Here is a 12,925-nt window from a genome sequence, read left to right on the forward strand (position 1 = left end):
TCGTCCGTTCTGGGTACACCGGTTTGGTGCCGATACTTCAAAAAGCTCACGATTCGTTAAGATTGCGCACGTCACCGGGGGTTTTCTTCTCTTCTGCGCTCATCGCGCTGCTCTTCGTCGTCGTGACGATCGCGTTCACCGACGGCGTCGATTCCATCTTCAGTACCGCGTCCAACTGGATCATGACGAACCTCGGATGGTTCTACATCCTGGGCGTCACGACCTTCCTGCTCTTCCTCGTCGGAATCGCCTTCACCCATTACGGCCGGGTCCGGCTCGGCGGCGACGACGAACGGCCCGAGCACTCGACCCTGGCGTGGTTCGCCATGTTGTTCGCCGCCGGTATCGGCACGATCCTCATGTTCTGGGGCGTCGCCGAGCCGATCTCCCACTTCGCGAACCCGCCCATGCAAGATGTCGAGCCGCAGTCCGTGGAGGCCGCGGAAGAGGCCATGGGCTTCGCGCTCTACCACTTCGGACTGCACACCTGGACGATCTTCGCCCTGCCCGGCCTGGGCTTCGGTTACTTCATCTACAAGCGGCACCTGCCGCCGCGCGTCAGCTCGATCTTCGCGCCCCTGCTCGGAGGTCGCATCTACGGCCCGATCGGCAAGACCATCGACGTCGTCGCGATCATCGGCACCATCTTCGGTGTCGCGACCTCGGTCGGCCTGGGCACCCTGCAGATCAACGCCGGTCTCGCGCAGCTGTTCGACATCCAGGAATCCGGGATCGTCCAGATCGCCCTCATCGCGATCGTGACGGTGATGGCCGGCATCTCGGTCGCTCTCGGTCTCGACAAGGGCATCAAGCGCCTGTCGAACATCAACATCGGCATGGCCGTGATGTTGCTGGTCTTCGTGCTCGTCACCGGACCGAGTCTGTTCCTGCTCAAGGGCATGATCGAGTCGGCCGGTATCTACGCCGAGGCCCTGCCGCGCCTGGCGTTCTGGAACGACACCTTCGCCGACTCCGGCTGGCAGAACACCTGGACGGTCTTCTACTGGGCGTGGACCATCACGTGGTCGCCCTTCGTCGGCATCTTCATCGCGCGCATCTCGCGAGGCCGCACCATCCGCGAGTTCGTCGGCGGTGTCCTCGGTCTGCCCGTGCTGTTCTCGGTGATCTGGTTCAGCATCTTCGGGATGGGCTCGTTCCACATCGAACTCGAGGGCAACGGTGGTCTCGTCGAGCGGGTCGTGGGTGACGGGGACATCCCGGGTGCGTTGTTCGAATTCCTCGGCAACTTCCCCCTCACCGGCCTGGTGTCCGGCATCGCGATCATCCTGGTGGTGATCTTCTTCGTCACCTCGGTGGACTCGACCGCGATGGTGCTCGACATGATGGCGGCCGGTCACGAGGGGAAGGCGCCCATCCATCAGCGCTTGTTCTGGGCGGTGCTCATGGGCCTGGTCGCAGCGACCATGCTCGTCGCGACCGGTAAGGACGGGCTCGACGCCCTGCAACAGGTCATCACCGTGGTGGGTCTGCCGTTCTTCGTGATGGGCTTCATCATGATGTACAGCCTGGTGCGCGGTATCCGCGAGGACCTGGGCGAGCGGCCGGAGCCGATCACCCGTCAGTGGCCCGAGGTGCGGTCGGCCGAGGAACTCGAGGCTGCTCAGGAACTACCCGCACCCGAGGTCGTCATCCACACGCGGGCCATCCCGGACGAGTGCGAGGACGGCGAGAACGCAGCCGAGGATGCCGAGGACGCCGGAATCCACCGGGTCCATGCCGGCGAACCCGATGCACTCCGTGTACGAGGCGACGGTGAACATGCCGACAAGAAGAGTGCCACCGGCACGACGGTCGTCGAGGAGAACTGAGAAAAACGGTCCGGGTCTGTTCCCTCACAGGGGAACAGACCCGGACCGTTCGAGTCTCGGAAGAAAGAGGCCTGGTCAGCCGATGTGGCGTGACAGGCGGGCGGACATCCGGGGCTTCAGTTCGCCGTCGGCGGTGACGCGCTCCTCGACGTAGGCGAGGTCGCCGCCGTCGACGATGCCGTAGAGGCGCTTGGCGCCACCGACGACCTCACCGGACTTGGTGCGGATCACGACGTCGGTCGCGAGCTCCCACGAGGACTGGGTGAGTGCGGTGCCGTAGTACAGCTCGACGACGCCGGAGCTGTGCGTCAGCAGCAGTTCGAGCGTCTCGGGATCGTCGCTGTCGGGCGCGCCCGTTCCGGACACGCGCCAGAAGCCGCTCTCGCGCCGATCCTCGCCCACGTATTCACCCGAGTCGTCGAGACGCCACGTGCGCGACTCCCACACCAGATACGCGCCGCCGTTGTGCGCGACGGTGATCTGCTGACCGAACGGATAGTCGCCGGTCTCGGGATCGTTGGCCTCACCCTCGCCGCGCCACACACCGACCAAGGGAAGGACGGCGAGCAGGGCAGGGCTCAGGTCGGGGCCGAGCCGCAGGTTCGCGGTGTCCTCGGCGCCCGGCAGCCCGGCCAGGACGGGAAGGTTCAGCTCGGCGGTGGCGCGAGCGCGCTCGGCGGCCCGGGCGATCGCCTCGTCGCCGCTACGCCGCTGGGCGTCCGATCCGTCGTTCGTCACGATCCGTCGGAGACCACGCGGTAGATGGTGTACAGCGCGAACCACGTGATGAGGAGCGCCGCGGCGACCAGCAGGATTTCGAAGAAGATGACCACGCGGTCATTCTAGACAACCCCTTTTCCGGTACGACGAAGGGCTCCGCTCCTGGTGGAGCAGAGCCCTTCGGCGGGGTGTTCCGGCCGGATTACTTGGCGACCGTCACGTCCACGTTGTGCACGCCGGGAGCGGTGGGGCTCACGGTGGAGGTGCCGTTGCCGGAGCTCGACAGGGCGCGGATCTTCCAGTCGCCGGGGGCGGCGAAAAAACGGAAGTCGCCGGTCGCCGAGGCGACGACCTCGGCGGTGAACTCGTCGGTGCCGTCGAGCAGGCGCACGAACGCACCGCCCACGGGCTCGCCGTCGGCGTTCAGGACACGGCCGGTGATGACCGTCTCCTTCTCGGTGTCCACGCCGGCGGGCAGGGTCTGGGTTTGGACAGGGGCGCCGCACATGATCAGTTGACCTCCAGTTCGATGGGTGCACCGACGAGCGAGCCGTACTCGACCCAGCTGCCGTCGTAGTTCTTGACGTTCTTCTTGCCGAGGATCTCCTGGAGCACGAACCAGGTGTGGCTCGAGCGCTCACCGATACGGCAGTAGGCGATGGTCTCCTTGCTGTCGTCGAAGCCCTTCTCGGCGTACAGCTTCTCGAGGTCCTCGTCGGACTTGAAGGTGCCGTCCTCGTTGGCGGTGGTGCTCCACGGGATGTTGATGGCGCCGGGGACGTGGCCGCGCTGCTGCGCCTGCTCCTGCGGCAGGTGCGCCGGGGCGAGGATCTTGCCGGAGAACTCGTCGGGCGAACGCACGTCGACGATGTTCTTGGTGCCGATCGAGTCGATGACCTCGTCGCGGAAGGCGCGGATGGAGTAGTCGGGCTCGGCGGCCTTGTACTCGGTGGCCGGGCGGGTGACCTCGTCCTTCGACAGCGGACGGCCGTCGAGCTCCCACTTCTTGCGGCCGCCGTCGATGAGCTTGACGTCCTGGTGGCCGTAGAGCTTGAAGTACCAATAGGCGTAGGCGGCGAACCAGTTGTTGTTGCCGCCGTAGAGCACGACCGTGTCGTCGTTGGCGATGCCCTTGCGTGAGAGGAGCTCGGAGAACTGCTCACGGTTCAGGAAGTCGCGACGGACGGCGTCCTGCAGGTCCTTGCGCCAGTCGAGCTTGACGGCACCTTCGACGTGGCCGCCGTCGTAGGCGGAGGTGTCCTCGTCGACCTCGACGAAGACGGTCTTCGGCGCAGTGAGGTTCTGCTCTGCCCAGTCGGCGGAGACCAGGACGTCGGAGCGAGCCATGGGTGTTCCTTTCGGTGAGGGAATCCGGGAGGTTTCCGTGACCGGAACCCGTGCGAGGGTCCGTGCCAGGGTGAGGTGTGGGATGTCGAGTTCGGTGACCGCCGGTCAGGCGGGCACGCGACGCATTCGAGCGACCAGCGGGTGGATCCGGCAGCCGAGACACACGCCGAAGGCGGCGTTGAGCAGCGCCGCGAACAGCGCGAAGCCTGCGGCCACCGAGCCCACGACGATGGCGTCGGCGAAGAACGCGACCGTTCCGACGAGGGCGAAGACGAATCCGACGAGCTGCGCGAACCGCAGCGGCTCCACCGGCTCGGTCTCGATCGGAGCACCGAGGCGGGGAGCGACGAGCCTCGCGAACAGCGCACCGTACGGGCTGCGTCGCGGGCCGAGTGCCGCTCCGAGAGCGAACACGATCGTCTGCAGGGCCAGGATCACGGCCGCTGCGACGGGAGAGAAGGTGGCGACGACCAGGGCGAGGACGAGGACGCCGGTGGTGATCCACGCCGCGAAACGCGGGCCACGGACGTCGACCTGCCGACCGGACGTGCGGGGAGTGGATACGGACATGGGGAATCTCCTGCTGGATTCTGATTCGCTGGGCGGAGGGTATTCATACGACCGCGGGGCGACGCATCGGTTCGGCGGCATCGGTGCCGCAAGGATCGGGGCCAGCCCGTCGATGCGTTCAGCAGGGACAACAACAGCCACCGAGGCGGCACAGATCGACTGCGCGGCGTCGGGTGAGCATCAGCTCGTGGCGGTTCTGCACGCGAGGGAGTTTAACGCACGTCCCCTCGGGGGTGGACCCCCGGGATCACAACGACGACAGGGCTGTGCGCAGGTCGTCGACGGACGGAACGCCGGACGCGCGGAACCGTTCGCGCCCCTCGCCGTCGAAGACGAAGGTAGTGGGCAGCGACAGCACCCCGAGTTTCCGTGCCAGGACCGGATTTTCGTCGAGATCCAGCTCGACCTCGCGTGCCCGACCGGGATCGCGGTCGAGAACCTGCACGACGACCCGTCGCACGGCCGCGCACGGTCCGCACCACGGCGCGGAGAAATGCAGGATCACCGGTACGCCGTCACCGACACCCGCTGTGGCCAGCGCGGGATGGAGTTCGTGGGTGCCCGCCGAGGCGCCGGCGCCGGTGGTGCGGAGCTTGCCGGAACGGGTGCGCAGGGCCGTTCCCACCGCCAGTGTGGCGACTATCACGGCCACGAGGACGATCACTGCGATCATGCGGGCGTCTGCACTTCCTGCAGATCGATGACGACGTCGCGGGCCTCGCCCTCGATGACGATCCGGGAGCCCCGCGCCTCGACGAAGGTGGGCCGCACGCCGAACGGCAGATTCTGCGGCTCGATCGTCGTCGTGAACAGTCCGAGCACCGCCGGCTTCAGGACGTCGGGAACCGAGAAGTCGGCGCGTCCCTCGGGGCCGAAGTAGAGATCCGACGCGACGATGTGGACGCGGTCGCCGTCGAGCACCAGATCGGCCTGGACACTCACCGTCGCATCCACCGGTCCGACCGGCACCGTCCCCGTGAGGACGACCCCGCCGGCGGTCGTCGGACCGGACCCGCCGGATCCGCCCGTCCCGTCGGACTTGCTCGCCGGGGGAGCGGAAACCTGCAGGTCGGGGATGCCGTAGAGCTGTCCGAGCTCGGTGGCGTCGAGCATGACGCGGCCGTACAGCAGGTCGACGGGCACCGACCGGATCGACCCGTCGAGCAGCTCACCGGCCTCGGCGTGCGCACCGATCAGATTGGCCTCGACCGTGATGTCCCCGAGCAGATCGGTGTGGACGTTGTCGGCCACGATCTCGACGTTCTCGTAGTGACCGTCGCGGGCCTGGAGGAGGAAGGGGAAGCCGTGGATGGTCACCGCCGGATCGGATTCGAGAACGCCACCCTCCCGCAGCGCACGCGAGACGCGGTATTCCGACCACGCCGCCGCGCCGAAGTCGGCGAGGACTGCGAGTCCGAGCAGGACTACGAGACCGAAGATCAGTTTGCGCACGCCCACCATTGTGTCGGACGCGCCGTCGGTCGGGCCGCGCCCGTCCGCTCCGAGACCGTCCACGGAATTCTCGTGCTTACATGGCGGTAACAATCGGGGCGTTAGTCTGTTGCACGACGTTTACGACCCCTATCCGCGCTGGTCGCGCGAAGAACTGGAGGCCCGGTGGAGCTGCTCCTTCTGACCTCCGACCCGAATCCGGATGCGGTCCTGCCGTCCTTGGCGCTGCTCCCGCATTCGGTCAGGCCGGCTCCTACAGAAGTTTCGTCGCTGCTCGAGGCGGGTTCGGCGGATATCGCCATCGTCGATGCCCGCTCCGATCTCGCGGCCGCGCGAGGACTGTGCCGACTGCTCGGCAGCACCGGGTCGGCATTGCCCGTCGTCGCCGTGCTCACCGAAGGCGGACTCGTGGCCGTCAACCCCGAATGGGGACTCGACGACATCCTGCTGTCCAGCACCGGACCGGCCGAGCTCGACGCGCGCCTGCGCCTGCTCATGGGCCGCTCGGGTGTCGCGGTGGGACCGGAGAACACCGGCAAGATCACTCTCGGGGAACTCACGATCGACGAGGGCACCTACACCGCCCGCCTGCGCGGACGTCCCCTCGACCTCACCTACAAGGAGTTCGAACTCCTCAAGTACCTCGCCCAGCACGCGGGTCGGGTGTTCACCCGCGCCCAGCTGCTGCAGGAGGTCTGGGGTTACGACTTCTTCGGTGGTACCCGCACCGTCGACGTCCACGTCCGACGTCTGCGAGCGAAACTCGGCCCCGAGCACGAAGCGCTGATCGGAACGGTCCGCAACGTCGGCTACAAGGCGGTGCGTCCCTCCAACCGCGTGGGCAAGGGTGGCAATGCCACTCCCGATGTCGACGACGACGATGTGGACGACACGCTTCTCGACGACCCCCGTGCGGAGGAATCCGGCGCGGGTGACTCGGGCGCAGGGGAGTCCGGGGCACAATTCCTTCCGTGAGCACCGATACGGAATTCGTCGACCACCCGTCCACCGACCACGCCGAAGCCGTACGCGCCGTGGTGTCGCGGGCGACGCAGACCGACGGCACCGCGCCGATCTCCGAACAGGCGGTGCACTCCCTCGGACGGGAGGGCGCGGCCCGGCATCTCGTCGCGTTCGGAGAGGACGGTGAGGTCGCGGGCTACGCGAACGTCGTTCCTGCCCAGGACGGTCATCCGGCGATGGCAGAGGTGGTCGTCGACCCGCCGCAGCGCGGGCACGGACTCGGCCGCGAACTCGTCGAGCGTGCACTCACCGAGGGCGGCGACGGCACCCGCGTGTGGGCACACGGCGACCTGCCCGCCGCGCAGGCGGTGGCGCGCCGTCTCGGTCTGACCGGTGTCCGCGAACTCCTGCAGTTGCGTCGATCCCTCGAGCAGGACGATCTTCCCGCCCTCGAGGTGCCCGACTCGGTGCTGCTGCGCACCTACGGCGGCCCGCAGGACGACGCCGAACTGCTCCGCGTCAACGCGGCGGCCTTCGAGTGGCATCCCGAGCAGGGGCGTTGGACGGCCGCCGACGTGGAGGAACGCCGACGCGAGTCGTGGTTCGATCCCGAAGGCCTGTTCCTCGCGTTCGATCCCGCCGAGCCCGACAAGCTGCTCGGATTCCACTGGACCAAGGTGCACCCGGCCACGGCGTCCGACCCGCAGCTCGGCGAGGTCTACGTCGTGGGTATCGACTCGTCCGCGCAGGGCAGAGGGCTCGGTCGCCTGCTCACCCTCGCGGGTCTGCACTATCTGCGCGATCGGGGTCTGCCCGGTGTCCTGCTCTACGTCGAGGGCGACAACACCGCGGCGTTGAACACCTACGGCAAACTCGGCTTCGAGCGGTTCCACGTGGACGTCGCCTACGCCCGGGCGTGACCCTCTCCGATCGGGTGGACGAACGGCGTGAAGGGTGGACTCTGCCACCCGACACGCCGATCGCGGTCAGGATTCGAGTGATGGTCGCAACACCATCGCCAGGTGTATCCGGCGTGTTCATCCGGCGTTAACCTTCGGTAGTCCGAGTGTCCACCGTCTCCTCCTAACTTCACTAGCGGGTCGAGTGCCGCAGACCCGGCGCCGGCGTCGCCCGCGCCTCGATGCCGCCGCCGCTCGGCGCCGCGGTCGTGTGAAGTTACTTCCGGAGGAGAACAGGTGAACCTCAAGCGCAATGGCGCCCTGCTCGGTGTTGTGGCCGCTGGAGCCCTCACGCTGGCCGCGTGCGGTACCGACAACAATGCCGGGTCGGTCGACGTCGATGCGTCCGCGTCCGCTGCAGCCTGCGACGGCAAGTCCAACCTCTCGGGTGCCGGCTCGTCGGCCCAGAAGAACGCGATGGACCAGTTCGTCTCCACCTACATCGCGGTGTGCTCCGAGAAGGGCACGAACGTCAACGTCGCGTACAACCCCACCGGTTCCGGTGACGGCCGCACGCAGTTCATCGCGAACCAGATCGATTTCGCCGGCTCGGACTCGGCCATCAAGGACGAGCAGGCGGCACAGGCCGCCGAGCGTTGCGCCGGCAATCCCGCATGGAACCTGCCGCTGGTCTTCGGCCCGGTCGCACTGGCCTACAACGTCGAGGGTGTCGACGAGCTCGTGCTGAACGCCGAGACGGCCGCGAAGATCTTCAACGGCTCGATCACCACGTGGAACGATCCGGCCATCGCCGCTCTCAACGAGGGCGCTGAGCTGCCCGACGCGAACATCACCCCGATCGTGCGCTCGGACTCGTCGGGCACCACCGACAACTTCCAGCAGTACCTCGAGACCGCGTCGAACGGCGCATGGACCTCCGGTGCCGGTTCGGACTTCACCGGCGGTGTCGGTGAGGGCGCGAAGGGTTCTGCGGGTGTCGCGCAGGCCGTCTCCGGCTCGCCGAACTCCATCACCTACGTCGAGAAGTCCTTCGCCGACCAGAACGGTTTGAGCATCGCGCAGATCGACAACGGCTCCGGACCCGTCGAACTGACCGAGGAGACCGCCGGCAAGGCCATCGAGGGCGCCGAGTTCGTCCCGGCCTCCGAGGGCGACCTCACGCTCGACCTGTCGTCGATCTTCGGCAGCTCCGAAGAGGGTGCCTACCCGCTGGTGCTGGCCACCTACGAGATCGTGTGCTCGGCCGGCTACGACGCCGACACCGCCGCGGCCGTCAAGTCGTTCCTGATCTCCGCCGCCAACGAGGGCCAGGAAGGCCTGTCCGAGCAGGGCTACGTCCCGCTGCCCGACGCCTTCAAGACCCGCCTCACCGAGTCGATCGACGCCATCGCCGCCGGATGACCCGCCGATCCCTCGGTCCGGTGAGTAACCGAGGGATCATCGACCCGCCCGTTCCTGAGGAATACGCTGAGAAGGATTGCGAGCGCACATGAGTGACGCGCACAACACGTCGGTCTCTATCGCGACCGACGAACCGACCCGCTCAGGAACGGGCGGTGCAACCGGCATCACGGAGGACACGATCAGCACCCCACCCCCATCCCCGGACAGGGCACGCAAGACAGTCGTGCGGCCGGGAGACAGAATCTTCGGCTCGCTCGCCTCCGGCTCCGCCGTCCTGATCTCCGTGATCATCGGCGCGATCGCAGTCTTCCTCGTCTGGCGTGCCGTCCCGGCGCTGCAGCGCAACCAGGTCAACTTCCTCACCAGCCGTGACTGGATCACGCAGGACATCACCGACATGGCGTTCGGTGTCCTCGACCTGTTCCAGGTGACGGTGCTCGTCTCCTTCTTCGCGCTGTTCCTCGCCATGCCCGTCGCGCTGGGCATCGCGATCTTCCTCACCTCGTACTGCCCCGACCGGCTCCGGAAACCGCTGGCGTATGTCATCGACCTGCTCGCCGCGGTCCCGTCGATCGTCTACGGCCTGTGGGGCATGCTCGTCCTCGCCCCGTTCCTGCGCCCCGTCGCGGAATGGCTCAATACCACCCTCGCCTGGTTCCCGCTCTTCGCCACCGGCAGCGGGTCCATCGTGGGCGGCGGAACGATCTTCACCGCCGGCATCGTCCTCGCCGTAATGATCCTGCCGACCATCGCCGCGGTGAGCCGCGAGGTGTTCGTGCAGACCCCGACGGCCCACATCGAGGGCGCGCTCGCACTCGGCGCGACCCGCTGGGAGGTCGTGCGGACCACCGTCATCCCGTTCGGCAAGTCCGGCTACATCAGCGGTTCGATGCTCGGTCTCGGCCGCGCGCTCGGCGAGACGATGGCGCTGTACCTCATCCTGCGCACCACCTCGCAGGCGTTCTCCTGGTCGCTGTTCGACGGCGGCGCGACCATCGCGTCCAAGATTGCGCTGGGATACGCCGAATTCAACAACGACATCCAGGCGGGCGCCTACATCGCCGCCGGTCTCGTGCTCTTCGTGCTCACCTTCGTGGTCAACGCCGCCGCGCGCATGATCGTCGCAGGAAAGAAGGACTGATCCATGTCGACCACCACCACGTCGACCACCGCGCTCTCCTCGCCGGTCAAGCCCCCGGCCTTCCAGCGGGTCAGCGGGCGTCGCCGCATCAAGGACACCGCAGCCACCGTGCTCGTCACGCTGTCGGTCGTCGTCGCGCTGATTCCCCTGGCCTGGGTGCTGTTCACCGTAGTCGCCAAGGGCCTGCCGGCCCTGACCTCGCCGACCTGGTTCACGCACTCGCTGAGCGGACTGACGTCCTCGTCGATGGGCGGCGGCATCTACCACGCCCTCGTCGGCACCCTCCTGCAGGGACTCGTCTGCGCGATCATCTCCATCCCGCTCGGCGTCTTCGTTGCGATCTACCTCGTCGAGTACGCCGGCCGGTCGCGGCTCGGCCGGATCACGACGTTCATGGTCGACATCCTCAGCGGTGTCCCATCGATCGTCGCGGCACTGTTCATCTACGCACTGTGGGTGTCGACCTTCGGGATGCCCAAGTCGGGCTTCGCGGTGTCGCTCGCGCTCGTTCTGCTCATGGTGCCGGTGGTCGTGCGCAGCACCGAGGAGATGCTGCGCATCGTCCCGCAGGACCTGCGCGAAGCGTCCTACGCCCTCGGTGTCCCCAAGTGGAAGACCATCGCGCGCATCGTGCTGCCCACCTCGCTCGCCGGCATCATCACCGGCATCATGCTCGCCCTGGCCCGCGTCATGGGCGAGACGGCGCCGCTGCTGATCCTCGTCGGCTACGCGCCCTTCATCAATCTCGACCTGTTCGGCGGTGAGCAAGGCACCCTCCCGGGCGTCATGGTCGCCGAGATGAACAACCCGACCGACGCCGGTTCGCAGCGCATCTGGGGCGCCGCGCTCACCCTGATCCTGGTCATCGCGGTCCTCAACATCGCGGCCAAGTTGATCAGCCGGTACTCGCAGGTCGGCAAGAAGTAACCCACAGACCTCTTCTCACATCGATACACCAGTAGGGAGCCGGTAATGGCTAAGCGTCTGGATCTCAAGGACGTCAACATCTACTACGGCAAGTTCCACGCCGTGGCCGACGTGACGCTGTCCGTGCCGCCGCGGAACGTCACCGCCTTCATCGGCCCGTCCGGTTGCGGCAAGTCCACCGTGCTCCGGTCGATCAACCGCATGCACGAGGTGACGCCCGGCGCCCGTGTCGAGGGATCCATCCTCCTCGACGGCGAGGACATCTACGATCAGAACGTCGACCCGGTCGGTGTGCGCAAGACGATCGGCATGGTCTTCCAGCGTCCCAACCCGTTCCCCACGATGTCGATCCGCGACAACGTCGTCGCCGGCCTCAAGCTGCAGGGTGTGCGCGACCGGAAGACCCTCGACGAGATCGCCGAGAAGTCGCTGCGCGGCGCCAACCTGTGGAACGAGGTCAAGGACCGTCTCGACAAGCCGGGCGGTGGCCTGTCCGGTGGTCAGCAGCAGCGTCTGTGCATCGCCCGCGCCATCGCGGTCCAGCCCGACGTGCTGCTCATGGACGAGCCGTGCTCGGCCCTCGACCCCATCTCGACGCTGGCCATCGAGGACCTGATCGGTGAGCTGAAGAAGGACTTCACCATCGTCATCGTCACGCACAACATGCAGCAGGCCGCGCGCGTGAGCGACCAGACGGCCTTCTTCAACCTCGAGGCGACCGGCCGCCCGGGTGGTCTGGTGGAGATCGACGACACCGAGAAGATCTTCTCGAACCCGAGCAAGAAGGCCACCGAGGACTACATCTCCGGCCGCTTCGGCTGAGCCGCCACTACCTACACGAGACCCCGACCGGATCCGTCCGGTCGGGGTCTCGTCGTTCGTGTGCATACTGCACTCGACAGTCGTGGGCTCAGGGGTTCTGCGCTCGGTGGTGCTCCGGGTAGACGGTCAGACTGTCCACCTTCTCCACGAGCTGACGGATCTCCTCCTCGGTGGGGAGCTTGCCGGTCACGAGGAAGATGACGCGGCGGCCCACCTCGACGGCGTGATCGGCGAACCGCTCGTAGAAGCGGCCGAGCAGGGCGACGTCGACGGCGGCTGCGACGCCGTGCGCCCATTCGCGGTCCATGAGCACGGTGAAAAGGTGTCGGTGCAGATCGTCCATCGCCTCGTCCTCGTGGTGGAGGCGGGCGGCCCGGGCGGGATCACGGGTCTCGAGAATCTCCCGTGTGGCGGCACCGAGGGCGACCGCGATCCGTCCCATCTCGGCGAAGTAGCCCTTCACCTCGTCGGGGAGCACGTGCTTGGGATGACGTCGGCGGGTCGCCTTCGCGATGTGCAGTGCGAGCGCACCCATGCGGTCGATGTCGGCCACGATCTGGATGCCGCTGACGACGGCACGCAGATCGCCGGCGACCGGACCCTGCAGGGCGAGCAGCTGGAACGCCTTCTCCTCGCAGATCGTGACGAGTTCGGTGATCTTCTCGTGCTCGTCGATCACCTGCTCGGCGAGAGCGAGATCGGCTTCGAGAAGAGCTCTGGTGGACCGCTCCATCGCGGTCCCGGCGAGCCCGGCCATCTCCCCGAGGAGATCGCCGAGTTCGCCCATCTGTTCGTTGTAGACGACGCGCATAGTGGCACAGCCTACGACC

At 67.1% G+C, this 12,925-nt stretch carries 16 protein-coding genes; 7 read left to right on the top strand and 9 right to left on the bottom strand.

The features are described 5' to 3' along the window. Positions 1-46: 46 nt before the first annotated feature. Complete coding sequence (locus tag K3M35_RS26650) at positions 47-184, bottom strand: hypothetical protein (RefSeq protein WP_228045205.1); 138 nt, start codon at positions 182-184, stop codon at positions 47-49. Here K3M35_RS26650 and K3M35_RS13440 point away from each other — a divergent pair. Continuing rightward, positions 123-1,829: a BCCT family transporter gene (locus K3M35_RS13440; RefSeq protein WP_228045097.1), complete on the top strand. Its 1,707-nt coding sequence runs from the start codon at positions 123-125 to the stop codon at positions 1,827-1,829. The genes K3M35_RS26650 and K3M35_RS13440 overlap by 62 nt on opposite strands. Positions 1,830-1,904: 75 nt before the next feature. Here K3M35_RS13440 and K3M35_RS13445 read toward each other — a convergent pair whose 3' ends face one another. The 7 genes from K3M35_RS13445 to K3M35_RS13470 form a co-directional block, all read right to left on the bottom strand. Beyond that, positions 1,905-2,567 (bottom strand): FABP family protein, encoded by a 663-nt coding sequence (locus tag K3M35_RS13445; protein ID WP_006551803.1) that lies wholly within the window; start codon positions 2,565-2,567, stop codon positions 1,905-1,907. Positions 2,568-2,751: 184 nt separating this feature from the next. Continuing rightward, positions 2,752-3,057, bottom strand: a complete 306-nt coding sequence (locus K3M35_RS13450) for a DUF1416 domain-containing protein (protein WP_006551801.1) — start codon at positions 3,055-3,057, stop codon at positions 2,752-2,754. 2 nt (positions 3,058-3,059) lie between these two features. After that, positions 3,060-3,896, bottom strand: coding sequence for a sulfurtransferase (locus tag K3M35_RS13455; RefSeq protein ID WP_006551800.1), 837 nt, complete (start codon positions 3,894-3,896; stop codon positions 3,060-3,062). A 105-nt stretch (positions 3,897-4,001) separates the two neighbouring features. Then, on the bottom strand, positions 4,002-4,466 hold the full coding sequence (locus tag K3M35_RS13460; RefSeq protein ID WP_220666538.1) for a DUF4395 domain-containing protein: 465 nt from the start codon (positions 4,464-4,466) through the stop codon (positions 4,002-4,004). Between the two features lie 118 nt (positions 4,467-4,584). Continuing rightward, positions 4,585-4,668: a putative leader peptide gene (locus K3M35_RS26885; RefSeq protein WP_363887211.1), complete on the bottom strand. Its 84-nt coding sequence runs from the start codon at positions 4,666-4,668 to the stop codon at positions 4,585-4,587. A gap of 45 nt (positions 4,669-4,713) precedes the next feature. Further along, positions 4,714-5,139, bottom strand: coding sequence for a co-chaperone YbbN (locus K3M35_RS13465; protein WP_220666539.1), 426 nt, complete (start codon positions 5,137-5,139; stop codon positions 4,714-4,716). Next, on the bottom strand, positions 5,136-5,918 hold the full coding sequence (locus tag K3M35_RS13470) for an LmeA family phospholipid-binding protein (RefSeq protein ID WP_081364962.1): 783 nt from the start codon (positions 5,916-5,918) through the stop codon (positions 5,136-5,138). Before K3M35_RS13470 ends, K3M35_RS13465 begins: the two co-directional genes overlap by 4 nt. Positions 5,919-6,083: 165 nt before the next feature. On the opposite strand from K3M35_RS13470, the gene K3M35_RS13475 reads away from it, so the two are divergent. The 6 genes from K3M35_RS13475 to pstB all read left to right on the top strand — a co-directional run bounded on the left by K3M35_RS13475 (position 6,084) and on the right by pstB (position 12,095). Continuing rightward, complete coding sequence (locus tag K3M35_RS13475) at positions 6,084-6,893, top strand: response regulator transcription factor (RefSeq protein ID WP_006551796.1); 810 nt, start codon at positions 6,084-6,086, stop codon at positions 6,891-6,893. Continuing rightward, positions 6,890-7,801, top strand: a complete 912-nt coding sequence (gene mshD / locus K3M35_RS13480; protein ID WP_033096825.1) for a mycothiol synthase — start codon at positions 6,890-6,892, stop codon at positions 7,799-7,801. The genes K3M35_RS13475 and mshD overlap by 4 nt, the downstream gene beginning before the upstream one ends. Positions 7,802-8,077: 276 nt before the next feature. Beyond that, positions 8,078-9,202, top strand: coding sequence for a phosphate ABC transporter substrate-binding protein PstS (pstS, locus tag K3M35_RS13485; protein WP_006551794.1), 1,125 nt, complete (start codon positions 8,078-8,080; stop codon positions 9,200-9,202). Positions 9,203-9,290: 88 nt separating this feature from the next. Continuing rightward, positions 9,291-10,346 (top strand): phosphate ABC transporter permease subunit PstC, encoded by a 1,056-nt coding sequence (gene pstC / locus K3M35_RS13490; protein ID WP_006551793.1) that lies wholly within the window; start codon positions 9,291-9,293, stop codon positions 10,344-10,346. Positions 10,347-10,349: 3 nt separating this feature from the next. Beyond that, positions 10,350-11,273: a phosphate ABC transporter permease PstA gene (pstA, locus tag K3M35_RS13495; protein WP_006551792.1), complete on the top strand. Its 924-nt coding sequence runs from the start codon at positions 10,350-10,352 to the stop codon at positions 11,271-11,273. 45 nt (positions 11,274-11,318) lie between these two features. Continuing rightward, positions 11,319-12,095 carry a phosphate ABC transporter ATP-binding protein PstB gene (gene pstB / locus K3M35_RS13500; protein ID WP_006551791.1) on the top strand — a complete coding sequence of 259 codons (777 nt, stop codon included), beginning with the start codon at positions 11,319-11,321 and terminating at the stop codon, positions 12,093-12,095. Between the two features lie 88 nt (positions 12,096-12,183). Here the strand turns inward: pstB and phoU are convergent, their stop codons facing one another. After that, complete coding sequence (gene phoU / locus K3M35_RS13505; protein ID WP_006551790.1) at positions 12,184-12,906, bottom strand: phosphate signaling complex protein PhoU; 723 nt, start codon at positions 12,904-12,906, stop codon at positions 12,184-12,186. Positions 12,907-12,925: the final 19 nt, after the last annotated feature.

Source organism: Rhodococcus sp. DMU2021, assembly GCF_019641445.1.
GTDB classification, from domain to species: Bacteria; Actinomycetota; Actinomycetes; order Mycobacteriales; family Mycobacteriaceae; genus Rhodococcus; species Rhodococcus pyridinivorans.